Origin of the sequence: Enterobacter sp. SLBN-59, assembly GCF_024807915.1 — a bacterium.
GTDB classification, from domain to species: Bacteria; Pseudomonadota; Gammaproteobacteria; order Enterobacterales; family Enterobacteriaceae; genus Enterobacter; species Enterobacter asburiae_B.
On record NZ_JANUFI010000001.1, the window covers coordinates 1,890,179 to 1,913,582 of the forward strand.

Here is a 23,404-nt window from a genome sequence, read left to right on the forward strand (position 1 = left end):
GTAAACTTCATTCATCTTATATTGAAGTCGTTCCAGTGAAAACTTAGGCGTTTCTTTACAGAATGCGTCCCATACCAGATGAATAACAAGGTACAGAACGCAAAGGATGAAGTAAAATCTGGTTAACTCTTGAGCGTTTTGAGGCGCTAACCAAGCAAGATGGCTCATCTTAGTTAGCTAACTTCCTGGCTGCGTAAATTGCAGGAAGAGTAACAGCACCTGCGACAGCAAACCCGTATGCAATGCCACCAGTAACAGTAAATGCAGGGATCAGGAAAGACAGTCCACCGGGCAAAGCGAAACCCAAGCTTGCGCCGCCAATGATAGCCTTCATCAAAGTGATAATGTTTAGTTCCATTTTTCCTCCCTAGTAAACATTACGTTTACCTGAGAGGTAATATTAGAAAACTATTTTGTCGGTTGCAAGCACATCCGCACTTGATACCTATAGATGCTCCACTGTTTGTTACCGTTTTTGAACAACTTCTTTCCCAAGGCTTGTTATGCATCATAACGTCTTTCTTCTTTCCACGATGCATAACGTCTTTGTCATGTTCAGTCAGGTAGATTGGTTTTACCTTGTCGCCCCATCCCCTCTATCGTTACTGCACCGAGCATAACGAAACCGTCTACCAACTCAGTCTGGGTCGAGACCTCTTTTGCCCTTGAAGGTGTCGCCTGTTAGGGTGGTTAGCGTGATTTGGTAGATGTCAGACATTGGGAGCCTTACCATCCCATCCGGGGATATTTGGTTGGTTATCCGCTTATGGGTATATTGCCATTATGATGAGCTGGCCCATGGTGATGGGACTAAAAGCCACCAGTGAGTCAGTGGCTTGAAAATAAAGCTATAGTCTAATTGTACAGGCTGTTAAGCCTCAATTCTATAGATACAAAAGTGTTCGAGACATGAGTTAGCCTTAAGGTTTGTCCGACAGCTAGCGGAAGGTCCGGATAAAATGAAAACCCATTTGAATCTTTTTGCGGCTGCGCAGCCCTACTACCATGTAAGCAGTATTCAAGCTTATCGCCAGAATAGAGACGAATCTCATTTTCACCAGGCTCACCAACTAGCTTATAGGTCGCATTAAATCCAGAACGACCATCGGTAAACCCAGCCTTCCCTCCCGAAAAATCGCCTAAGTACTTCACTGTTGCATGCGGACCAATTTCCAAACCCAACATAACACAATCGCCATTTTTTGGCTCAGCCATGCCTGCATAGTTTTTATTCATTCTCATCTCCTTTAAACTGAGATTTCAACTCTATTCCTATCAACCCAGTTTAAAAAGAGTTATTTCAGACATTGTTCAGAGATGTATTGTTGGAGGTATTTTATTTTGGTTTGGTCGCTGAGAATTCCGGTCCGGATACCGAGAACGTTTCGTCCAGCAACGTCTGAGAGTTCGATGGTGGCATCATTGCCCACGCTGCAGGGACTGGAGGCTTCAATTTTAGCTGACACAGGGCAGCGCCCTTTGACGAGCACCCTGCCACCATTATCAAGCTTGCGCTGCAGAGCATTATTTTCAGCTTTCGCATCGGTCAACTCCTTCGTGTATTTGGCATCCAGCACAGCGACATCGCGCTGGCGGGTCTGCATGTCTTTGATGGTGGCGTTCGCCAAGTTAAGCTTCTCAGTGATTTTATCGCGCTGGTATTTGTAGGTGATGGCGTTGTCGCGATACTGGTTAATCGCCCAGGCCATGGAAACCAGCAGGCAGATAACGACAGAACAGATGATTGCTGTTAGTCGGCTCAATGATCTATACCCCAGCACACCAGCGCGCTTTCCTGGTCGCGGCGCTCAACCTGACCATAACAGCCGTTCTTCTGGCCTTTAGTCAGGCGGCAATCCCGGCCACCATCTTTAATCCACCAGCGGATAGCTTCACAAGCCCCTTTCCGGTCTCCGGCATTGATTCGCTGGTAGAAGGTCGATGGATAGCATTTACCGGGACCAATGTTGTACGGGCAGAACGATGCAATTCCTACCTTTTGCGGTGCAGTGAGCGGGATCTTGATGTTCTTGTCGACCCAGGTAAGCGCTTTATCACGCTCGATAGCGTTGACCTTCTTACATTGTGCCTCGGTGGCGGTCATGCCCTTTACAACACGTTTTCCGTCGATAACTGTCACGCCATGGCAAAGTGACCAGACGCCACCGGGATCCACGACAGCCACAAGGGCGTTTCCTTCCTTCTCACTGATGAACTGGTCAAACAGCACAGGAGCTGAAGCACCAGCGGCGATCAGGGATAGCATGGCTGCGCTTAGTTTTGCTCTTGTCGATGCCATGTCAGTTATCCTGTGGTGGAGCGGTAATGTAGCCCTTCTTAAGGGCCTTCTCGTATGCCTTGGTCTGGCGTCTTTTGAAGTAAAGGTTGGTAAGGTATGTGGCTATACCGATAAGAAAACCGCCTACCACTGCAACCTTGTTCCAGTCGAGGTCGTGCAACCATTGCAAAATGCCGCCTCCACAAATAAGACTGCCGGACACGCAATACGAGACTGCGGATGCAATTTTGTCAGGCATATATCGGATCATCTCTATCTCCTCGCGTAATGGCGGGAGCTGTGTGTAAGAGGTCAGGCTCTCGGGACGATTTAACAAGTAGGCGTGTCGCTGATGGTTCCCGGAGCCTGAAATAGAAAAAGGCCACCAAATGGCAGCCTTAGAAAAGAAAACCTCGCCGAAGCGAGGCTATTTGAGTTTGAGGCACCTCATCCAACAAACCACCCGAGGCTAATTGGATTTTGACGAGATGCTTTTGGATGAGCGCTGAACCCAAGGGTCAGTATTTTCACACAGCAATTTTGCGAAAAGCAGCGCCCATTCAAAACGGGGTAGCTTCTCAGCCACTCCGGGTAACCCATCATCGCAGACCGAAAAGCTTTAACTGGAGCGGGCAGCGTGAATCGAACCCGCATCATCAGCTTGGAAGGCTGAGGTAATAGCCATTATACGATGCCCGCATTATGGTGCCGACTACCGGAATCGAACTGGTGACCTACTGATTACAAGTCAGTTGCTCTACCTACTGAGCTAAGTCGGCATTGGTCCGCCACCGGGGCCTCGAACCTCGTACTACAACATTTAGTTGCCGCTCTTCCCGATGAGCTAGTGGCGGTCTGGTGGCCCTTGCTGGACTTGAACAAGCGACCGGGCGATTATAGGTCGCACGCTCTAACCAACTGAGCTAAAGGGCCGGGAGCGAGATGATACATAAGTCAAAATAACCACGCAATATCAGTGGTTTTTATGGTTGACTTGCATCCTGTCTGGTATCGTTAAATCGCCAAAAGTAACCATATCAGAAAAGGAAGCTATTCATGAGTAAGGTTAATTTTAAGTGTCCTGGCTGCGGCCATAACTTGACTGTACGCAGCGGTGTTGAAATCAAGAGCGTAGACGATATTGAAGGCACCACCTGTACTAACTGCGGGAGGACCATTCACAAAAACGATATCACTAAGCAGGCTCGAGATCATGCAGAGAAACTGGTCAGGGATATGCTCGGGAAACATTTCAAGTAAAGCATCAACCTTCTCTTTCAGAATGCTGGGATCTGCAGAGACTCTTACCAGCATTTTTTATCTTTCATAGTTGGCCTCCAGATACGACAAAACCCCACTATTTCTAGCAGGGTTTCGATGATTAAGCTGTGTGTCGAAGTGACTACTCTTATCAGGATATGATAATTTTTGCGTACGCGTTAGCTATTATGTAAGAAATTATCACAAAAAAATGGAGTATTTATGAGCACCCCTTTATCTCAGACTAGGACAGCAATGACCCCCCAACAATATGCCAATGAATGGGGGAAATCTAGTTCAGACCACAAACGGTTTTCTGACTATAAATGGATAGCCTCTCATATCATCAATCCTAAAACTGTATTAGAGATTGGTTGCGGTGTGGGATATGGTACGCAGGAAGTGTTAGCATTGGGAGCTGTAGTCGTTAGTATCGAAATCAATACAGACTTACTCAACGTCGCTGCTAGTAATCTTAACCAATCAGGTTATAAAGTAAAAAAAATCAACCTATCTCAAATAAATACCATCAACATCGACTCAGACATTCAATGCTACCTCGTTGAAGCAGATATCTTCGATAAAAATTTAGACTCGCTATTTCAAAGTATTAATTTCGACCATGTTTTATTTTCTTTCTTTGGTGCAGCCCCAGCACATGCTGCAAAAGGACTAAACACTACAGTTGCGCTATTGGATAACAAATTTGCATCTAACTATCGTGAAATGGGAACCACTAGGGCATTTGAAATTAAAAAAATGTGTAATGCTCAATGCAAGTTAATCATTGTTGATAGAATCCATCAAGATCAAGGGTACCAAGCAAAGGAGGTTAGGGGTTTTTATCTAACTGATTTAGCCAGAAGATTAAATGTACCAGAAACGGTTATAACAGTTCAAACAAGAAAAAACCAAGCGTTACAAACAATTTCATCCTCCAAACTTAATTATATCAACGATGGCTCGTTTAATAAGCGATTAGGAACGCCATTAATTGTAATTGCAACCATCTAGTAGTTTCATGGCAGGCTCGTGGCCTGCCTTGTGAACTTATTAATGATTGTTTGTAAATAAAATACTTCTTACGCCATCAATAAACCCCATAGCAGTCTGCAACTCCTTTCTGATCGTCCCATCACAACACTTCCGCTTTTTGGCTATCGTTCTCAGTGAAATTCCAATCACAAAATGGGCGATAATAAGTTCATATTCATCTGGCTTATACTTCCTCAAACGCGCCACACAACCGTCAATCATAATCCCTTCATCATCATCGCACTGAAGGCGTGATTTCTTACCGTGTGGCAAAAGTCCTTTGAATCCGGCTGCGATTGGTTGCCAGTCTACCCCGCTACTATCAGCAGCGGCCCAGGCTCCCCAGCGATCCATAACGTCGTACATATCACGCATAAGTTTTTCCTTCACTTGTTCTTTTTCGCTGATGTGTGTCCCCTGAGGGCTGGAATGTTTGAGTGGTGCTTCCAGTTTCATTCTTCACACTCCCCGACCAGGTTAAGAATCACCGCTGCGCCGTGGTTCTCCATGTATTGGCCCTTTTCACTTTCAAGGAACCAGCGACATACCTCGATAGCTTCAGCTCGCGTCACGGGTTTGATGGTTGCCAGCAATTTTTCAAGGTAACGCTCACGGTCATGTACGGATTCATGATGATCGGAGTAGCCGTATTCGTGTTCGAGCTCGTTCCCGGCAGTGTTGCGCGCCCAGTAAAGCCAGTCCCAATAAATCAGCTCACGGACTACATCCGAAAGCGTGTGTGGCTCTGGCAAAACATCACGATAACCATCGACAAATTCCCGGCGCTGATCGTCAATTTCGTTAATACGTCCGCCGCTAATGCTGCCAGCTTTCCTCTCGCTCAAAGTCCAGCCCCAACGGAGATCGTCGATAAATTTCAGGGAAGACTTGATTACGCGCTCGGCTTCCACATCTTCGAGTGCTGCCTCATAGCTGCCGAACGTGGCCCTGACTGATGCTGCTTTTTTGATGTTCTCCCGGGCGTTCTTGATTGCCTGTGCCGGGTTATCCATGCCGATGGTACCGAAAGCAACCTGGAAAGGATCGCCACCATTCGCCAGCAGATAACGCGCGTAACGTTCCTCGGCCTCTTTTGGGGAGATTTTAATTTTCTCCAGCGCGGCTTCGGCTGCGTCCAAATGTTCGGGTTCGTTCAGACGGATAACCTCCAGCACCCAAAGATAAGCGTCAGTCTGCTTATGCCCGGTGATTCTCCGTTGCTCGGGCAGAGGCTTGATGTTTGCGAGGGCGGTGCTGTGCGTTTCCGTCGGAATGGTGAAAAGTGTCTTATGGTCATTATTGTCTTTGCGCATCGTTATACCCTCGTCACGTTGCTGGCTTCCCACTCGAGATCAAGCTCGCTTTGCGGCTTACCGACCAGGTAGTTAAATGGTTTTTTCTCGCCTTCCAGGAACTGGTGAGAGCGAGAGTCGAAATTAGCTCCGATGTCACCGATCCACCCTTCCCCTTCTCGTTGCTTCAACAAACGAATCATTGAGGCGGGAAGATTGATTGCGGCTTGTTCGTCTTTGTCGAGGCTCTCATAACCCATACGATCCGCTTTTCTCTGCGCCAGCTCGCGCGGAATGTTGCGCCAGACGGCCATCACGTTGTCGGGCATATCCGTTAACGCACCGGTGCCTTTTACATCCATCTTTCCGGTCGGAGCGGAGTCGTTTGTTTTTCTGGCATGGGTAACCAGCAGGACGTGACAGTTATGTTCGTTCTTGAAGTCGCAAAGGGTATCGATGAAGTCTTTCTGACCTGTGTAGTCTTCTTCGTCTAAACCACATTTAGCTAGGTTATCTATGACGAAAAGCTCAATGCCATAACGACGCCGAGCATAGGCAAAAATCTCCAGCAGCCGGTCTGCTTTGGCCGTTCCGGTGAGTTTGAATACCCAAAGGCGGTCAGAAAACCATTCGTTAGTCATAATGATTTCTTCCCGCTTCGGTGAGGAAGTACAGATAGTTTGCCGCGTGAGTCGGGCAAGCATCTTGCCTGGTTTAAGCTCCAGAGAAGCAATACAGGTCCTGACGCCCTGACTCATCGCATCAATCGCAATATGCCCAACGAGCTCTGTTTTGCCATGCCCATTCACGCCATTGACGAGGGTCAGCTCACCGGCACGGAACTTAAAGTTGTTGTTCAGCGAAGCCCATGGGCTTGTAAACAGGCCAGTATCCCGATGTTCGAATGCCTCGATAGTTTCCTGAAGCAAATCCCCTGCTGAGCAAAGCTCATCGGGATCGAAGAATTTAGCGCGCTCCATGTATTCCAGAATGGAGTCGCTGTCCATGCCGTTCATCAGGCAATCGTTGATATCTTTGTGCGGAAGCTCAACCATGCGGCAACGATGTTCACCAAGACGTCTGGCGATTTCTTTTGCAGCTTCACGGCCCACATCATCGTTGTCCAGGCACAGCCAGATTTCCTGAAAGCGATCGAGGTTGTGGTATTCATATTCAATCCACTGCTGCTTGGCACCCTTCCCACCGCCAAATGGAACAGACAGGGCATCATAGCCAAGCTGCGTAAAGGTCAAGCAGTCAATCTCACCCTCACACAGCACTACCAGACGGGTGTTTTTATCCAGTGCCTGCCAGCCAAATAGGCATGGTTCACAATCAGCTTCAGCCATGATCAGCTTTTTGCCGTTTGGCCGTTCGGTACCAATACGTTTTACCTGCAGCAGTTCGCCGTTCCGAATGTACGGGAATGCCACTGCAGGCACCTCGCGGTTTTCGTCGTGGTACCAGACCACCGCGTCTGTCACTTTAAAACGATCGGCTGTTTCTCGGGTAATGCCACGCGAAGCAAGGTAGTCGTAGCATTTGCTGGCCGATTTAACGCCCTTCTTCGTCGGGCGAGAGAACGTTTTTTTCTTCGCTTCGAAGTGGTGATCGTCATCTTTCAGGCCAAGAAACTCTTTCGCCTCTCGCATTGCATCGTGCAGTTGGCAATTACGCACCAGCACCCAGAGATCCAGCAGGTCACCACTGTCTCCGCTGGCGAAATCAGCCCATGACTTTTTACCACCGATATTAACCTTGAGGCTTTTACCTGAGTCACCGTTAGTATTGCCGGCACACCACTCTTTCCCCTCCAGATGTCCTTTCGGAAGGAGAAATTTAGCTACGCGCTCGGCGTTATCCCATAATTTTTCTGAGAGTTCAGCAGGGGTCATTACACACTCCTCAAATCCAATTTAACAAAACACCACGACACAAAGTCCTTGCGCAAAACACCATGGTTGTATCCGGCCACAAGCAGCCTTTTGATGAGTGTTTTCATTTGCGTTGTCCGCCACGACTCAAACGCTCAATAGCAGCCTGATTAATAAAAATCTCAGATGAACCGTCATTTGACGGAGTGAACCATGAGTTTGATGCTGAGCCTCCCGGAGTGGAGGCTCCTGAAGAATTCGACGTTACGACTGGTTTCTCATCATTCCAGCGCTCACCGTTCAAATACGTAGCAGGAAGTAACTTGTCGAACCCAAGTTGCTGCGCCCTAGCTCTTATTCGAATGTCATCAGCTAGCAGTGTGGCGAAGTCCTCTGGTGTGCCATGGTTAGATTTTTTCCATTCCTTAAATTTTGTTTGAAAAGCAGACCTAGCCTTGACCTTTGCATCCTTACGAAGTCCAGCCATCCAAAAGATATTTTCAAATGCTGCTTCAACTGGATCACCACTGTCGTCCCCATTCTTTGGTCCTGACTTTTCCTGTGCAGGTAAACTTTTCTGTTCATCTGGAGCATCACAATTTGTCCGAGGAAAATCGGACATTGTATTTAGTTCCTTTCCTTTCCCTTCCTTTCCTTCCTTCCTTTCCCCTTGGTACGCGTCATCATCGCGTGGTTCACACGTGCTTATCGCGCCACAACCCGCATCAGATAAGGGTTTCAGAATTTCACAGCCAGAAATGGCCGGAAGCTCAGATTTTGACTCTTTATTGTTAATAACTTGGTGGTTTTTGAACGAAGGAATCACGCCATACTCACCCGTGTTATTAGCGTACTTAACGAGAAAACCACGCGTATTTAACGCGTGAAGTACGCGTGACATATCAACTTCGTCGTAAGGAAGAATCGCAGCTTTAAGCCTTAAAGGCCGCCATTTAAAGCGACCTTCCCGGTCGCATTGAGTCCAAAGACCTATAAAGGTCAGGCGAACTGGCAACCCTGTTTCTTTCTCAAGTTCGAATAACTCATCATGCAGGAAGAATTCGGGTTTAATTGTTCTAATGCGCGCCATAGCTCCCCCTTTCAGAATGGAAAGAAAGGACCATGTAATAGACCACGAAGTATCGTCTCTTTTTTATGAAGCTCTGCTTTTCAGGTTTCATAATTACGTTTCTCCTTTCTCAGGCCGAAGAATTCCCCAACCTGATGGCTGTATTTTTTCTAATAGCGGGTAATAAATTACTGGTTCAGTTTTTCTTGCGTCTGACTTCTCTCAAAACTGAATCAGCTTCACCAGCGTTGAATTTCAATGCAGCGGCTATACCGGGGAGATACATAAGCATTTCACCGATATTGCGGAGATCTTCCCTAGCAGATTTATCATCGTAATCTGCATTATCACATGCCCAGAAAATCACGTTCCCCATGGAGCTGAGACCAGACATAATTCCATCAAAGGCATCATGAGAGTTTGAACTTATTTTATTGAGTTCATCCGGTGATTCATTCCTTGAACAGGACCTAGTGAGAATTTGTTCAATCTGACTCATGATTAACCTCCGCGTCCTTCACTGACAGCCAATGGTTTGCGTACTTGAGCAATTTTGGCTCTTCAAGATTGTCTAGCTTATGGCCTCCATGCTTTACAGCTTGTTCCAGCCAATCTTCTAACAGTGTGAAAAAACCAACAATCTGTCCTTTAAGCGCATCCTGTTCGTCAGTGAGTCTCCCGGCAGAAAAACCTAAGCCACACATATCCATGACAACAAACTGTAGATTGCCTCCTAACCCTCTCCCATTCTCACGTAAATATTTGAGATAAATCATTCCAAGAGCCTTTCCTGACTCACAACCGCCAAAATAGCCACCATCTCGCGGAACGCACCAAGAGTTGTAACCTGGCTTACCCTCAATTCGGTCTACAAAAGGAAGTCTTGCCCAAATAGAGCAGCGATTTTTGTGAAACTTGAGTTGAGTTGATTTAGACATTAGCCACCTCCTGAATACGAACGCGACCAGTGGAAGAGAAAACGTAAAACTGCATAGATGCCGTACCAGCATCAAAACCAGATGATGCCTTGACAATCAAGCAGCAAAAGTTTGCTAAAAAATCAGTTTGGTTTAATACCAGAAATCGCCAATGATATTTTTTTTCAGGGCGAGTTTGGTTACTATGTGAATGTGCCATAGTGTAAGCCTCACTTACGTTGTGGTTAGAGACCCGGTAAGTGTTGGTAGCACTGCCGGGTTTCGCATTTTCACCTGAATCAACACTAGGTGTCGGACACAATGTAATACCAAGGTGTCCGACACGTCAATGCTTTTTTCAGTTGAAATTTTAATGTATGATGTCGGACACCTACCCAATAATGGAAATGTCATGGCAACCAAAGGCATCAATGCAAAATCAAAGCGATTCGACGTACGAGTACCGCATGAAGTTGCGGATGCAGTCGAAGCATTAAAAGAACAAGGTGAAAGCACTGGCCAATTTGTTGTAACTGCTCTGGAACGTGAAATAAAATTTCGCGAGAGAAAGAAACACAAAAGCACAAATGACCAGTGATCTTTGAGGTTCAATAAGGCAGCGTTCCTAACAACGCTGCCGTCACCATGGACAAAACTGGCAGGAAGCATCAGCGAACCTCTAGAAATTTGCCACCACCAATTAAATCCAGCTTCAACTGACTGAGGCTTTCAACCAGTGTTTCTGCTTTTTCAAGCAGTACCAAATCGTCCTGGCGTTTACGTAAACGGCGGCCAGCATCACTTGAGTCTTCATCCGATACCTTACGAGCTCCAGCCACAATCGCCTGCAGTTCTTGAACTGAGTAATTGAGGTAGCCATGGGCCTGACGATCTAACTCTTCCATGTAATCGTAAACCTTAGCCTGCAGCTCGTAGCTATAACTCATTGCCATCAGGCAGGCCTCGCGTTTGGGGAAGTTGTAGCAAGACTGGGCTCGCCCTTTGCCATCAATGTAATCTCCAGAAAATTTTGGAGATTGAGTTTCACCCAAGACTTTTGGCACTTTCGCCATAAAACTGTCGTGGCGAAGCTTACGATATTTTTTACATGGGAAGGACATCCCCTCCTCTTCCGCTTTCACCTGACGTTCGGTATTGATGTAATCGACCATTTCTAAGCTACTCATAGTCGGCGTAGAAATGCCATGCAGGCCGATTTTAGGTTGAGAGAGGTCCTCCCCAATAGGGGCATATAATTTATTCATGATGGTTTACCTATCTTTAATTAGCTGATAGCTGTCGCAACAATTAGATCTTAACCAGATACTAATTAAACGACACGCAACAAATGCACATAGGGGATTCTTTATCAGGCTACCTCCTTCCGAGACTCTTCGATGCGCTGGTTAATCCAGTCATCGATTTCACTTTCGACAAAGGCAATGGAGCGGGAGCCAATTTTGATGGAAGATGGGAATTTACCCTGACTCATAAGGCGGTATAACCAAGCCTTGGAGTAGCCGGTTCGGCGCTGAACTTCAGAAAGCCGAATTAAAGATTGAGACATGATAACTCCTTAGTATTCCAATGTAGTGCACAGAAGAATACTAAGAAGGTTGAAAGCCATTTGAAATACCAAAAGCACTCTATTAATGACTTGTTTTGACTAGACAAAAAAACGCGAACCAATCTAAATTACGTCAGGACAAAAATGGACAATAATCATCTGTTTTTGTCCACAGATGAGGATAATGAATCCCAACATCTTTGTATTGTTTTTCTTTCAATGTCATTCTGCATAAAATTTGATCGAGTAAATCTATAAACAGCCGATGCAGGATTAGAACCACCATGTTTATAAAAAAGCTTAAGCAATTCAGTAACGAAGGCTCTTTCAGCAAGAGAATTATCATTTCTGGTAGAAATTACCCCAGCTCTTGCTTTATCTATTTCGGCAAGGACTCTTATAAGACTATCATCTTCACCATGAAATACTCTTCCATGCCACTCAGGTAGGTAACTAAACAAACTATTTTTTTCGAGCTCGCAAATTCCTTTTAAAAGCTGTTTATACTTATCAAGTGTTTCAATTCCATCCGCATAAGCTTGTCTTATTTCTCCTGATGCATAACCATACATAATATATACTAATCTTTTATGAAATTTATATGGTCTGCCATTGAATAATTCACGCTCCTTGTCAGTGAAATCATTAATCTGCTGCCAATATGCAAACATATCAGCCGTATGCACCCCAGATATAACTCTATTCAAGGCCTTAAATTTTATATACCTATTAGGATCAATCACAGGGAGAATAACCACCCCCCCATCTAACAACGCTCTCGCGATGTATTTGTCATTCAATATTTTAGATAAGATGTCATTACAAAAAATGATTTCTTCATGTGAGCAGATAGTTTCATGTTTTTTCTCTAGATGGCGTAGAAGCTCGTCAAAATCCTCATGCGTCTCAATATTACTATAAATAGCATCCATTTTATTTCTTTCATCAACCCAACCTCGAAAATCATATTTGCCAGATATAAAGCTTAGATTTTTCGCTTCGGAAAAAGAAGGAATCCATAACGGGTTGCTATTATCAATTTTTTTTATAATTTCAAAACATTTTTTTAGAGAATCTGCGTTCACCATTAATACCCCTCACAATCCTGACTTTAGCAACTATATTACCCATTAGGGTAATGTTTTTTCACAAAGCTAACTAGAGGAAGCCATTTAGTTTAAATATATTATCGTCTACTGAGGTAAACATGTCCATCCCAAACCATACCCAAATACAGCATTATGAAAATCATGGGTGGCTATTATCTGATACAAAATTAACGCTATGCCAGCCTAACCATACGACTCACGAATTTGCTGGCTTCTCCATTCATTAAATTTAATTTCGATGAATTTGTATAAGTTACAGACATGACAAAAAGACCTAGTCACGAATGACAGGTTTGATCAATGATTTAAATTTTATAGAGAGATGTATTTCAAATAATAGCCAAAGTTTTAAGATAAAAACATTGATATATGATATAAAAATCGAATAACCAAAATACTGCTGAAGTTGGTTTTAACTTCAGAGAGGGACGAAACATCCCTAACCAAATGGATTCACGAAGCCGCAATACACAGCCCACTTGTATCCTTAATAAGAATACGAATCCAAATTTAAAAGAACTATCGGTACTATCGCTTAGCTTCTTCCAGTTTTTTCTGGGAGAAACTCATGAACGAGTTTTGAATACTGTGCAGCCTACATTTCGGTAGGCCAACCCATTCATTTTAAAGAGCAACGTGTAAAAAACGCTATGGTAACTCGCTTTTCAGCGACGTAGATTGCGATAGCAATCATTGTCTATACAAGTACAAGATAGATCACCACTGTCTACATGTCCAGCACTTTCCTCATAATAAACTATGAATGCTGACTCATTATGATTGTTCCAAAACAGCAGAAAGTTGATCCAGCTAAAGAGAACGCGTGTAATTAAAAACAATAAGTTATCTTGTAAACATAGTTATGGAACAACTGAAATGACCGGAACAACTACTTTTACTCGACATGAAGAAAGCTGGCTAACCCACCACTTTTACAGTCAACCCATCTAGGTAGTCTGCATACCACTGAAGCATCTCGCGCCGCCCATAAATGTACTGAGCATGATTGTAAGTACCACGTATCGTGTTTCTGTCAGAATGCGCCAGTTGCGCCTCTATCCAGGCAGAATTGAATCCCTGTTCATGTAACACAGTGCTCATGGTGTGCCTGAAGCCATGGCCAGTAGCTTGACCAGCATAGCCAATACGTTTAATCACCTGGTTAATGCTGGCTTCGCTCATCGGCTTCCCTGCATCATTACGCCCCGGGAAAACATATTTTCCTCTGCCCGTAATCTCTTTGAGTTCGAGCAACAGCTCCTTGGCTTGTCTCGGAATAGGAACGAGGTGTGGCCGACGCATCTTCATGCGCTCTTTTGGGATTAGCCAGAGATCTTTGCTCAAATCAAATTCATGCCACTCAGCAGCACGAAGTTCGATGGTTCGGACACTAAGGTACATGAGAAGTAATGTCGCGATACGGGTAATTTTACTACCGCTATATGCGTCGACAGCTTTTCTGAAAGGACCAAGTTGAGCTGGTGAGAGATGAGGGAAATGTTGCTGCCTAGGTGATTTCAAAGCACCTGCCAAATCCGTAACTGGATTGTACTCGGCCCTTCCGGTGATGACAGCATAAGTGAATATCTGGCGGCAAGCCTGTCTCGTTTTCTTGAGCTTATCCAGGACACCGCGTTCCTCCATCTTCTTTAGAACAGAAAGCATGTCCATGGGTTTAATATCGGTTATCGCCTTTCTACCGATATAAGGGAAAATATCTTTTCGCAGATATTCGAGAATGTCGTCAGCATAACCGGAAGACCAATTCGGTTTCTTATGTTCATGCCATTCAAGTGCAAGAGACTCAAAACTGTTATTCACCGCGAGTATTCTGGCTTGCTTCTCCGCCTGCTTAACCTCAGACGGATCTTCACCATTAGCGAGTAATCGCTTGGCTTCATTTCGCTTATCTCTCGCCTCAGCGAGGGTTACATCAGGGAAAACGCCAATAGACAGGAGCTTTTCTTTTCCTGCCAGGCGGTACTTCAGACGCCAGTATCTGGAACCATTCGGGTTAACTAGCAGGTACAGGCCACCGCCATCCGCCAGTTTGTAGGGCTTGTCCTGAGGCTTAGCTGCGCTTATCTGGCGTGCCGTTAACTTCATTGGGGGTATCTCTTTTCATTGAACCTGCATATACCCCCGAATGTACCCCCACATTGGTGTAGATTTCAATATAATTTAGTAGACGTAGGGAGAGCGAAATTTAGCTGAATGGCTTGGTATTACTGGGTTAAGTAGACTTTGAGAGACGTTAGTAGAAGTGAGAATGGCACGCCCTGTAGGATTCGAACCTACGACCTACGGCTTAGAAGGCCGTTGCTCTATCCAACTGAGCTAAGGGCGCACTGATATGCGTGTACTTCGCGGTGGTGAAACGCGAAGAATTATACGGTCAATGGCAGGTGAGTCAATGCCTTTTCCGTTTTCAGGGCCAATTACCGCTAGCCGATTGTAAATACGGCTATTTTCTCAACATTTCGCCCTGTTTCACCGTAAAATTTAGCGCTGCGAAAAGGCTTAGTTGCATTTAAGTAACGCCTGCTGTTTTCCTGACCGTCAGCTCGTCACACTAGAGTCAGGTATCCCGGCCGCCTGGAGGCTGACAGACAACAGGACAATGGAGTGACAGCGCAAAACCTGATCGATACGCCCCCCCGGTTACAGTACATTTCTCAGGACATCGTCGGCATTAAGCTTGAGCCCATCGTCGCCCTTTCCTCCTTGCGCCAGGTTGGCGTGGAGGTCCTTAGCGTTCTGTCCGACACGCGGGACAGCGAGAACTTTTTTTGCGATCGCTCCGCAGAGTGGTCGATAACGCTGCTTGAAGCGCAGCTTGCCGCGTTAAAAAATACGCCGCACGGTCATAATCTTTTTATTAATCTGCCGATAACCGTCCTGACAGAGCCCGCGTCTTTTCAGCGACTTATCCGGTTAACAGGCGTGCCGCTCAATATTGAGATTGTCGACCTCGCGTCCTTTTTGGCGCTTTCCCTCGTAGAGAAGCAGCATGTCGTTCAAAATTTGCGGCAACTTTGCAGACAGGGACACGCAATCTGGCTTGATGACGTGGATGACGTCACAGTGCAGTCGTTTTTATCCTGCCGACTCCCGTTAAGCGGCATCAAAATAGATAAGGAAGCATTCTGGCGTTTACGCGACACCCCTGCGCTGAGGCAACTGGTTTCCCTTTGCTTTCAGCTTGCCGGGAAAGTGCTTATTGAAGGTATTGAGACTGAACGCGATCGTACCTGGGCACTGCAGGCAGGCGCAGACCTCGGCCAGGGATATTACTGGCCGTCCTGGACATGGCCGGAGGATTAAAAAGCCATTTCCAGGAGGGAGACCATGCGAATGACAGTGCGCCGTTACCGGCGGCGGCGTACAGGAAGTGATGCACTGGGATTTACGCGCTCACCTTTTGCTCCCCCCTTTTTCGACCGGCTCGAATTTTTGAGCCAGTCCATCAGCCAGCCCCGCAAAACCGACGCCCCGTTTATCCTTCTGGTGACGGAGGATCACTACCTGCGCACCGGTTTTCTCCACGGGCAGTTTCCCCTGAGCAGCTGCTGCGACTACGCCACGCTGGACGACGCCCTTATCGCTCAGACGCAGTGGCCCTCAGCCCGTCTGGTCGTGGATATTGAAAGCCGATCCACGGGGCTTCTGGAGAAACTGGATCAGTTGAGACGGCATAGCCTGTTTCCTCCGTTCCTGACGCCCTGGCTGTTGGTCCGGGCCGATAATTACGACACCCGCCTCTTCTGCAAAGCGGCAGGTCCCTTTCATGTACTCGAACGTCAGCTGAACGCCGCCGCGCTCCAGCACAGCCTGCAGGATCCCCTCCCTCCGCCGGGAACCGAGAAAGACTGGTTCTCGCGCAACGAATGGCCCATTCTGCAGGAGCTATCCCGGGGCAAGACATTGCGTCAGATTGCCCTTATGCAGAATCGCCCCTATAGCCGCATTATCTATCGTCTCAGCTGCATCCTGCTGAAGCTGGGGCTAAGCCATCGCCAGGAATTGCTGCATCTTCTTAATAACCTCTCAGACTGCACGTTTTCACTCACCTCCTAACCCCTTATTTCCTAAAGCGGTTTAAGAATTTACTTACCACTTGCGTTGCGTAAATGTTAATTTTTAACAATAAAATCGAATTTATAACTATTCCTAATTCATGGGCGTGAACCTTGTGAAATGCCACAGATTAGCGGAACGGCAGCACTTTCCTCCATCCGTTAAGCGAATGCAGAAGGCGTTAACAAGATGATAATGATGTAAAAACAAGCAGCTTAGCGACAACTGCCAGGAGTAAAAAGCAAAGCGGGCAGCACGTTCTCCTGTGCACCAGATGCCGTTATCCGGATCGGCGTAAGCACTTTCAGATGAAGGTCAGACGGCCTGCGAGGGCAATTTTTAACCTCACTTTTGCGGGTTCGTCCCTTTCAAAGAGGCGTATTTTTGTTAACAATTAATCAACATACAGAGATATCTGTTATTTTTTGTTATTACATAAAGATGAAAATATGCGGTAAATGAGATAACAGGATATTTCCGCTAAATTTAAAAAAATAGCGATTCAGATCCAGAAGATAATACAAACCAATACCCTCATATTAATTTACAGGGTTTTCGGAAAAAACTTACCCTGTATAATAAGATGCGTATCAAATATGAATAAGAAAAACCTTTTTGCCAACACCAGCCTAATGAGATGACCGCGCTGAGGCATAGTTCTTTTCATTACGTAAACAAGGATGCTTTCGCTCTTTCCAGGGAAATACTACGGTATAGGGATCTGCACATTATATCCTTCCGGCATTTCGAGAGTTTTACCAAACTCTGCATAACGCTTTTAACAATCTGAGGCATTAAAAATGAAACCGGCATCCGTTATCATTATGGACGAACATCCTATCGTCAGAATGTCGATAGAAGTCCTGCTACAGAAAAATAAGAATATCACAGTCAAGCTCAAGTCTGGCGATAGCCATGAAGTCCTTGACTGTATCCGCAATCACCCTATCGATCTGGTGATCCTTGACATTGAACTCACGGGCACGGATGCTTTCGCTTTACTTAAAAGAATCAGAAACTTAAACAAGAACATTAAGGTTCTGTTCCTCTCGTCTAAATCAGAGTTATTTTACGCGGGTCGCGCCATTCGCGCCGGGGCAAATGGCTTCGTCAGTAAACGAAAAGATTTAGGGGAGATCTACAACGCCGTAGAAATGATTCTGATGGGCTATTCCTTTTTCCCGTCAGAGACGTTGAACTTTATAAACCACCTGGGTTCAGGGAAAGGGATGGCAGTAGATATGCCATTATCGAATCGCGAGGTCACGGTATTACGGTATCTGGCGAATGGATTATCCAACAAGGAAATTGCTGAACAGCTACTATTAAGCAACAAGACCATTAGCGCGCACAAATCCAATATTTATTCCAAGCTGGGTGTGCAAAGCATCGTGGAATTAATTGATTACGCTAAAGCCCACGAGCTGCTATAACCTGAATTCACTCCCTGCAGCTTATCTGAGCTGCAGGGAGTGCGGTCAGTGCTAATTATAATTAATCATGAAGGTGGCATCCGCATCAGCCCGTCCGGGCTGAGGGTTATCGGCAGTGGCAATATAATTGGCATAAAATGACAGAATCGCATTTCCCTGCGCATCAACCGAGACCGGCTGGCTGGCCTGCTGAAGCGCCAGCCGCGTTTTATCTGCATCCCTGATCTCAACGGCGACATGGCTTGCAGTACTGGCGTCATTCAGCGCCAGCAGGCCGCTATTGCTCCCATCAGCTTTACCCGAAAACGTAATGGACGCCGCGCCCGGCGGGCAGCCGGTCAGCTTCAGCGTAAACGGCATCGGCTGCGTGCGGCTCCCGGTGGTGCTGAGCTGTTTCGTGGGCCAGGTGCCCAGCGGGACGGCCTTGTCGCTGTCGCTGCCCTCGGCAACGCAGGTAAAATCGACGATATTGCCGTAGAGCCGAATGTTAATCTCGCCCAACGCGGTGTCCGCCTGAGCCTGCGTGCAAAGCGCAAAGAGCGCTACGGTGATAAAACGGATCCCGTTTCGCATATCGGCTCCTTAGTCGTAATCCACGCGCAAATACCCGCGCGAGGTGAAGCGCCCTTCCGCTGGCTTATTGCCCGTCACGCTCACCGGCCAGACCCGGATCCCCACCTGCGCCTGCGCGCTGTCGTCGAGGCGGAACGGAATTTTGCTTGTCAGGTTGTTGGGCGTCAGCGGCGCCCCGCTCTCGTTGGCGATGATGAACCCCACATCCGGGTTATCCGACACCAGCACATTATCAGAGACTTTTTCCGCCTCGACCCGCATCGTCAGCATGGCGTTCGCCTCCACGTTGGTGCATTTAATGGCGATGGTTTTGCTTTGCGATGAGACTCCCTCCGGCTTGTTACCCACGCCCGCCTTGCTGAACAAGGAGGCGCCAATGTCGCCGAAATCAAACTCCACCACGTTACCGGCATTGATGGCGCAGCTTTGCGGCACCTGAATGGTTCCGCTGTAGCTGATGGTATAGACCGGCGTGGTTAACGGATCGGAAGAGGTAGTGGTGACGTAAACGCGGAACATGGTGGCACGCGGGATCACCACCATGTTGATAAAACGCCGGGTCACCTTAAGACGGAAGACCAGGCTGGAGTCCTGAACGCCAAACGGTTTGTTTTTGGAGACGTTAGGATGGCTCCCCATCTGGATATAGCTTTTTGGCGGATAAAATACGCCAGCAAAGCTGTCCGTGATTTTCATCGCCCCGTCCAGATAGTCGTTAAGCTTCAGATACTGGTAGCCATCGCTGGTCCCCGTTACCGTATAATCGGTCACATAGCTGCGCTTGGTGGTATTCCCGATCGTGCCCTTCGGGCAGACGGCATTCACCCCTACCCACTGCGATTTCTCGTTGAGCGTCACGACCTGCCCAATCTGGTTATTCGAGCTGTTGAATTTATCCGTCAGGTCGTAATGCACTTCCGTCGGCACGCCTTTTTCATTGACGCACACGGTCGCTAATGCGTTTGTCGCGGGCAGTAGCGCCAGCAGCGACAAGGCAAAGAGTTGAGTTTTAATCACAGCCGATCCCCTTAAGTGTGATTGCCTGTTGCAGGCTCTGTTCAGACAAGCTGTAAGGTGCGCGACACTGGGACTGCGCCCCGTCGCCCCACTGGATCAGCAGTTCTCCCTCCAGCGGCAGCCCACTCAGGTAAATTTGCCCGTCATCCCCCACCATGCTGGTGACGCCGCTTTTGGTCTCGCGCACCACCGCGCCGAACGGCACCGGCTGGTTGCCGCGCGTTACCGTCAGCAGGGCGCGCACGCCAATGCGGGTATCAAAGCTGGCGCGCACCAGCGCACCTTTGGTCGGCACCACGCTGCTCACGTTGTTTTCGATATCGGTGTTATTGCTCATGGTGTTGGTATCCAGCGCCACGCGGTTGTAGCGATAGACGGTGGCATACGGCATCACCGCGTAGCCTCGCCAGTCGGTTTTCACGCCGGTTTGGTTTTCAATACTGACGCCCGATGCCCCCGGCGCTTTGATCAGCACGTTGGTGTCGCCCAGCGGCTGGCTGAAGGTCACGCCGTCGGCGTGGCCGACTACCCCGCCGGAGAGCTGCCAGTTGAGATCGTGCTGATCGCGGGAGTAGTTGTAGCCCACGCCCAGCGTGCCGTAGGTCGCCTGCCAGTTGGCGCTGGCGCTTCCGCTTGCGCCGTTGGTGCTGGCGTGCCCCTGGGTCACGCTGTAGTTCAGGTTGCGGTCCTCCAGCAGCGTTCCGCTGACGCCGGTTTGCCAGCTTGTATCGCCATCGCTGTTTCGACTGGCGGATGCCGTCGCGTAGGCGCGGTCAATCGCGCTGTCCCGGCGATAGCCCTGACGGGTAAAGAGGCTGAACGGCACGGAAACGTTAAATGACGCGATCCGATCGGTGCCGTCTATCCCCACGGATTTGTTCCACGACCACGAGACGGAGTAGTTGATCCCCTTCACGCCTCCCGCGTAGCCCAGCTGGTACCAGAGGTTCGTCTCGTCTGTTCCCCAGTAGGTCTGCTCGCTACCGGAGATATAGACCGAGCCGTAGTCCCCCAGCGACTGAGACACGTTGAGCTGGAAGCGGCCTTTTTTATTCCACGTCAGGTTGTGATAGCTCTGCACGTCCGGCACATCGTTATCGTTCTGGCTATCGGCATACTGATAGCCCTCCATTGAGCGCCAGGCGACATCGTCGAGGGTGTAAAACCCTTTTGTGGAGTAGCGGTAGCCCAGCAGCTGGAAGTTAGTGCCGAAGCCGTTAAGGGATTTCGCGTAGAGGAAGCGCAGAGACTGCCCTTCGTGCCTGCTGTCGTCCGCGAGCTGGCTGCGGGCGTGGGTGATATCGAGCGAGACCGCGCCCCAGTCGCCCAGGTTTTTCCCGGCCCCGACGGCCACCGCGGTATAGCGTGACGCCAGCTGCGTCCCGCCGTAGAGCGTGTAACCGTTGGCAAGACCGGTAATCAGGGTGCCCTGAGTGAAGAACGGCGTATCCTGATCGCTGTTCCCGCTGCGGTAATCCCCCGCGACGAGGTCATACTTCCAGCGCCCTTCACGCTGCAGGAGCGGCACGGTGGAGTACGGCACGGTATATCGCTGCTGGGTGCCGTCTTTCTCTTCGACCGTGACTTCCAGGTCACCGCTTGAGGAGGTCGGGTTAAGATCGGTAATGGCAAATGCGCCCGGCTGCACATAGCTTTGATAGATAACGTAGCCGTTCTGGCGAACCATCACTTTGGCGGGCGTACGGGCGATCCCCCGCACGGTCGGCGCGTAGCCCTGCTGGCTGTCCGGGTACATGCTGTCAGACGAGAAGAGCCGCCCACCGCGAAAACCCATGCTGTCGAAGACGTCATTCCCGGTATTGCTGTCGCCCAGCACCAGTTCGCTTTTGAGCGGGATGACGGTGCGCTGCGCCCAGGTGCCAATATTCTGCCACTCGCTGTGCCGCTGCCCGTTATTCTGCGTGTACCGCCATGCGCCGTTGTTACGTAAACGCCAGGCGCCATAGTTCAACCCGCTCTGCAGGTTCAGATAATAGCTGTCGTCTTCGCTTCCCCGGTTACCGGTGAAGCTGTAGTTCACCAGCGCGGCGGGAATGCCTTCATCCCACTGTTCAGGCGGAATGTAGCCCCTGGCGCTGTTTTGCAACGCCACCTGCGGCAGGCTGACGTCCAGACGCTGAGAGGCAAAATTGAATACCGTTTCGCTGCCGGGTATGGCCGTGGTCAACGGAACGCAGGTGTCGCCCTGCACCTTAGCCAGCTCGGGAAACGCCGCGACATTGACGCCAAAGCGATCGAGCATCGCGCGCGTAATGCACGCCGACAAACCGCCCGCCACCGGCGGCGTGTTCTTGGCCTGCTCGAAACGCACGTCCTGGGTACCGATAAACTCATCGTTACGCCAGATATCCACGCGATAAACGCCGGGTGCCTGCTGGTGTCCTTGTTCAAAACGCGACAAATCCGCCACGCTGGCGGTGTCGTCGGACAAGAAGGCCGGGTTGAAATAACTTTCGCTCCAGCCAGCCTGCGGCCAGAGCGCAGCCATCAGCGCCAGTGCAACCGGGCAGTAACGTCTCTGGTGGTTTTTCATCGCCCTGACTCTGCTCACAGGTTGACGCTACGCGCCGGAGTGATGGCACCGTAGTCATTCACGCTCTGCCAGGAAAGCGTGCCGCTGGCACCGGCTGGCAGCACCTGCTGAGCCGAGCTTTTCGGTGCAACCATCAGGTTATCCAGCTGCTGCCCGCCCAGCTTTAGATTGACGAGGGTGATGTAATACGGAGAAGCGTTGCTGACTTTGAGATGGCTGCCCGCGCGCTCAAACCGCAGCTGGGAAAGCGCCTCTTCCGGCTGCATCGCCAGGTTGTTCGGGCGCACAAACAGCTTGATGCGTGAGAGGATCGCCAGCTGCAGCACGTTATTGTTTTCCGTTTTCGCTTTGTTCACCGACGGGATCGCCTTCACGTTCATGTAAAAGAGCGATTCACGATCGGCTGGCAGCGCTGGCCCGGCGTAAATAATACGCAGCGTGTTTTCACTGTTAGGCTCGCTGACAAACAGGGGCGGAGTGACGGCAAAGGTTTTTTCTTTTTGCCCGCTCGCATTTTCGATCCACGCGTTAATTAAATAGCGTTCCTGTTTGTTGCTGTTAGTGATCGCCAGCGACGTTTGCTTCGCCTCTGCGGGATAAATAACGCGCGTGGCCCCCAGCGCAATACCGCCGGAAGCATTTGCGCAGGCAGAAACCATCATCAAAATAAACGATAAAAAAAGTCCTGGTTTAATTAGGGTATTCATCACAACCGTACCTTTAATAATGTGTTCGCAGGTGTTATGGATAAATCAACGTAAACCAGACATCCGACTGAATTTTGCCTGGCTCGAGGTGTTCGGAAATAGCCCGATAGCGGGCGCTAAAATGGAACGCGAGCTCGCGGGTATCGATCGGCAGCCAGCTGACGGCCGTGGCGTTTGGGATAATCTGACGCTGCTGTTCGTCAAAAAGCGCCAGCCCCACGCCGCTGCTGACGGGCGTTTCACCCGGCCGCGAGGTCGCCAGAAAGACCTGCGGATCTTCTGCGGGCGTCACGCCCTGAAACTGGATCCCCACGGTGCGCGAAACATCAACGCTGCAGTCCAGCAGCCGCACGGTAAAAGGCACGTTAACCGTGGAAAAACTGCCCACACCGGAAAATGAATTGGTTCGGTACTGCCCCATGTCGATGCGCATATTCTGGCTGTCGGGCGCCACGGCGCAGCCGCCGTTCACCAGTTCACCTCTGAGATGAACCTTGCCACCTTCGATCACCACGGTATGCGCCGATGCCGGGCAAGCCATCGCAAGGGTTAACAGCAGTAGTGTTCCAGTCCTTGTCATCCTTCGTTCCTGGCATTAGCGTATGACGGGCCTCGTCCGTGAGGCCTGAACATCCCTGTGCG

At 48.8% G+C, this 23,404-nt stretch carries 27 protein-coding genes and 4 tRNA genes; 5 read left to right on the forward strand and 26 right to left on the reverse strand.

The genetic code is table 11. The annotated features are described in order from the left end of the window. Nucleotides 1-169: 169 nt before the first annotated feature. The 9 genes from M2422_RS09035 to M2422_RS09075 form a co-directional block, all read right to left on the reverse strand. The gene (locus tag M2422_RS09035) at nucleotides 170-358 is read right to left on the reverse strand and encodes a hypothetical protein (RefSeq protein WP_064673402.1); all 189 of its coding nucleotides are present in this window, start codon (nucleotides 356-358) and stop codon (nucleotides 170-172) included. 497 nt (nucleotides 359-855) lie between these two features. Next, a complete protein-coding gene (locus M2422_RS09040; RefSeq protein WP_064673403.1) occupies nucleotides 856-1,236 on the reverse strand; it encodes a hypothetical protein in 381 nt (126 codons plus the stop codon). A gap of 59 nt (nucleotides 1,237-1,295) precedes the next feature. Then, nucleotides 1,296-1,763 carry a lysis protein gene (locus M2422_RS09045; RefSeq protein WP_064673404.1) on the reverse strand — a complete coding sequence of 156 codons (468 nt, stop codon included), beginning with the start codon at nucleotides 1,761-1,763 and terminating at the stop codon, nucleotides 1,296-1,298. Next, nucleotides 1,760-2,299, reverse strand: a complete 540-nt coding sequence (locus tag M2422_RS09050) for a lysozyme (RefSeq protein ID WP_064673405.1) — start codon at nucleotides 2,297-2,299, stop codon at nucleotides 1,760-1,762. The genes M2422_RS09045 and M2422_RS09050 overlap by 4 nt, the downstream gene beginning before the upstream one ends. A gap of 1 nt (nucleotide 2,300) precedes the next feature. Continuing rightward, a complete protein-coding gene (locus M2422_RS09055; RefSeq protein WP_058654329.1) occupies nucleotides 2,301-2,549 on the reverse strand; it encodes a class II holin family protein in 249 nt (82 codons plus the stop codon). Between the two features lie 353 nt (nucleotides 2,550-2,902). Continuing rightward, nucleotides 2,903-2,977 (reverse strand) — tRNA-Gly (locus M2422_RS09060). A gap of 4 nt (nucleotides 2,978-2,981) precedes the next feature. Further along, nucleotides 2,982-3,057 (reverse strand) — tRNA-Thr (locus M2422_RS09065). Between the two features lie 77 nt (nucleotides 3,058-3,134). Further along, nucleotides 3,135-3,211 (reverse strand) — tRNA-Ile (locus tag M2422_RS09070). 117 nt (nucleotides 3,212-3,328) lie between these two features. Further along, nucleotides 3,329-3,592 (reverse strand): hypothetical protein, encoded by a 264-nt coding sequence (locus tag M2422_RS09075; RefSeq protein WP_063452749.1) that lies wholly within the window; start codon nucleotides 3,590-3,592, stop codon nucleotides 3,329-3,331. Nucleotides 3,593-3,760: 168 nt separating this feature from the next. On the opposite strand from M2422_RS09075, the gene M2422_RS09080 reads away from it, so the two are divergent. Then, nucleotides 3,761-4,552: a bifunctional 2-polyprenyl-6-hydroxyphenol methylase/3-demethylubiquinol 3-O-methyltransferase UbiG gene (locus M2422_RS09080; protein WP_064673406.1), complete on the forward strand. Its 792-nt coding sequence runs from the start codon at nucleotides 3,761-3,763 to the stop codon at nucleotides 4,550-4,552. A gap of 39 nt (nucleotides 4,553-4,591) precedes the next feature. On the opposite strand, the gene M2422_RS09085 is transcribed toward M2422_RS09080, so the two are convergent. From M2422_RS09085 to M2422_RS09115, 7 genes are all read right to left on the reverse strand, one after another. Then, nucleotides 4,592-4,948 (reverse strand): antiterminator Q family protein, encoded by a 357-nt coding sequence (locus tag M2422_RS09085; protein ID WP_064673407.1) that lies wholly within the window; start codon nucleotides 4,946-4,948, stop codon nucleotides 4,592-4,594. Between the two features lie 77 nt (nucleotides 4,949-5,025). Further along, the gene (locus M2422_RS09090; protein ID WP_064673408.1) at nucleotides 5,026-5,886 is read right to left on the reverse strand and encodes a hypothetical protein; all 861 of its coding nucleotides are present in this window, start codon (nucleotides 5,884-5,886) and stop codon (nucleotides 5,026-5,028) included. Nucleotides 5,887-5,888: 2 nt separating this feature from the next. Continuing rightward, the gene (locus tag M2422_RS09095) at nucleotides 5,889-7,760 is read right to left on the reverse strand and encodes a toprim domain-containing protein (protein WP_064673409.1); all 1,872 of its coding nucleotides are present in this window, start codon (nucleotides 7,758-7,760) and stop codon (nucleotides 5,889-5,891) included. A gap of 103 nt (nucleotides 7,761-7,863) precedes the next feature. Next, nucleotides 7,864-8,829 carry a hypothetical protein gene (locus M2422_RS09100; protein ID WP_064673410.1) on the reverse strand — a complete coding sequence of 322 codons (966 nt, stop codon included), beginning with the start codon at nucleotides 8,827-8,829 and terminating at the stop codon, nucleotides 7,864-7,866. A 175-nt stretch (nucleotides 8,830-9,004) separates the two neighbouring features. Then, nucleotides 9,005-9,307 carry a hypothetical protein gene (locus tag M2422_RS09105; RefSeq protein ID WP_064673411.1) on the reverse strand — a complete coding sequence of 101 codons (303 nt, stop codon included), beginning with the start codon at nucleotides 9,305-9,307 and terminating at the stop codon, nucleotides 9,005-9,007. Next, the gene (locus M2422_RS09110) at nucleotides 9,294-9,746 is read right to left on the reverse strand and encodes a hypothetical protein (protein WP_141240646.1); all 453 of its coding nucleotides are present in this window, start codon (nucleotides 9,744-9,746) and stop codon (nucleotides 9,294-9,296) included. Before M2422_RS09110 ends, M2422_RS09105 begins: the two co-directional genes overlap by 14 nt. After that, nucleotides 9,739-9,945 carry a hypothetical protein gene (locus M2422_RS09115; RefSeq protein WP_155739953.1) on the reverse strand — a complete coding sequence of 69 codons (207 nt, stop codon included), beginning with the start codon at nucleotides 9,943-9,945 and terminating at the stop codon, nucleotides 9,739-9,741. Before M2422_RS09115 ends, M2422_RS09110 begins: the two co-directional genes overlap by 8 nt. Before the next feature lie 192 nt (nucleotides 9,946-10,137). Between M2422_RS09115 and M2422_RS09120 the strand changes: the two genes are divergently transcribed. Then, nucleotides 10,138-10,323: a YlcI/YnfO family protein gene (locus M2422_RS09120; RefSeq protein ID WP_064673412.1), complete on the forward strand. Its 186-nt coding sequence runs from the start codon at nucleotides 10,138-10,140 to the stop codon at nucleotides 10,321-10,323. A gap of 70 nt (nucleotides 10,324-10,393) precedes the next feature. On the opposite strand, the gene M2422_RS09125 is transcribed toward M2422_RS09120, so the two are convergent. The 5 genes from M2422_RS09125 to M2422_RS09145 form a co-directional block, all read right to left on the reverse strand. Then, nucleotides 10,394-10,990: a hypothetical protein gene (locus M2422_RS09125; protein ID WP_064673413.1), complete on the reverse strand. Its 597-nt coding sequence runs from the start codon at nucleotides 10,988-10,990 to the stop codon at nucleotides 10,394-10,396. A gap of 104 nt (nucleotides 10,991-11,094) precedes the next feature. Beyond that, on the reverse strand, nucleotides 11,095-11,292 hold the full coding sequence (locus tag M2422_RS09130; RefSeq protein ID WP_064673414.1) for an AlpA family transcriptional regulator: 198 nt from the start codon (nucleotides 11,290-11,292) through the stop codon (nucleotides 11,095-11,097). A gap of 155 nt (nucleotides 11,293-11,447) precedes the next feature. After that, nucleotides 11,448-12,380, reverse strand: coding sequence for a hypothetical protein (locus tag M2422_RS09135; RefSeq protein WP_064673415.1), 933 nt, complete (start codon nucleotides 12,378-12,380; stop codon nucleotides 11,448-11,450). Between the two features lie 939 nt (nucleotides 12,381-13,319). Next, nucleotides 13,320-14,507: a phage integrase central domain-containing protein gene (locus M2422_RS09140; protein WP_064673416.1), complete on the reverse strand. Its 1,188-nt coding sequence runs from the start codon at nucleotides 14,505-14,507 to the stop codon at nucleotides 13,320-13,322. 164 nt (nucleotides 14,508-14,671) lie between these two features. Next, nucleotides 14,672-14,748 (reverse strand) — tRNA-Arg (locus M2422_RS09145). Nucleotides 14,749-15,026: 278 nt separating this feature from the next. On the opposite strand from M2422_RS09145, the gene M2422_RS09150 reads away from it, so the two are divergent. The 3 genes from M2422_RS09150 to fimZ all read left to right on the forward strand — a co-directional run bounded on the left by M2422_RS09150 (nucleotide 15,027) and on the right by fimZ (nucleotide 17,911). Next, entirely contained in the window at nucleotides 15,027-15,725 is a 699-nt protein-coding gene (locus M2422_RS09150; protein WP_048978911.1) for an EAL domain-containing protein, read from the forward strand. Nucleotides 15,726-15,749: 24 nt separating this feature from the next. Further along, nucleotides 15,750-16,478 (forward strand): response regulator transcription factor, encoded by a 729-nt coding sequence (locus M2422_RS09155; protein ID WP_048975481.1) that lies wholly within the window; start codon nucleotides 15,750-15,752, stop codon nucleotides 16,476-16,478. A gap of 800 nt (nucleotides 16,479-17,278) precedes the next feature. Continuing rightward, complete coding sequence (gene fimZ, locus M2422_RS09160; protein WP_033144828.1) at nucleotides 17,279-17,911, forward strand: fimbria biosynthesis transcriptional regulator FimZ; 633 nt, start codon at nucleotides 17,279-17,281, stop codon at nucleotides 17,909-17,911. 51 nt (nucleotides 17,912-17,962) lie between these two features. Here the strand turns inward: fimZ and sfmF are convergent, their stop codons facing one another. Genes sfmF through fimI form a run of 5 tightly spaced genes read right to left on the reverse strand, consistent with a single transcriptional unit; the run spans nucleotide 17,963 to nucleotide 23,342 of the window. Next, nucleotides 17,963-18,484 (reverse strand): fimbria assembly protein, encoded by a 522-nt coding sequence (sfmF, locus tag M2422_RS09165; protein ID WP_045620360.1) that lies wholly within the window; start codon nucleotides 18,482-18,484, stop codon nucleotides 17,963-17,965. 9 nt (nucleotides 18,485-18,493) lie between these two features. Further along, nucleotides 18,494-19,501: a type 1 fimbria D-mannose specific adhesin FimH gene (fimH, locus tag M2422_RS09170; RefSeq protein ID WP_064673417.1), complete on the reverse strand. Its 1,008-nt coding sequence runs from the start codon at nucleotides 19,499-19,501 to the stop codon at nucleotides 18,494-18,496. Then, nucleotides 19,494-22,055, reverse strand: a complete 2,562-nt coding sequence (locus tag M2422_RS09175) for a fimbrial biogenesis usher protein (protein WP_064673418.1) — start codon at nucleotides 22,053-22,055, stop codon at nucleotides 19,494-19,496. The genes fimH and M2422_RS09175 overlap by 8 nt, the downstream gene beginning before the upstream one ends. Nucleotides 22,056-22,069: 14 nt before the next feature. Then, nucleotides 22,070-22,762, reverse strand: a complete 693-nt coding sequence (gene fimC, locus M2422_RS09180) for a type 1 fimbria chaperone FimC (protein WP_033144824.1) — start codon at nucleotides 22,760-22,762, stop codon at nucleotides 22,070-22,072. A gap of 34 nt (nucleotides 22,763-22,796) precedes the next feature. Continuing rightward, nucleotides 22,797-23,342, reverse strand: a complete 546-nt coding sequence (gene fimI, locus M2422_RS09185; protein WP_023310642.1) for a type 1 fimbrial protein subunit FimI — start codon at nucleotides 23,340-23,342, stop codon at nucleotides 22,797-22,799. Nucleotides 23,343-23,404 lie beyond the last annotated feature (62 nt).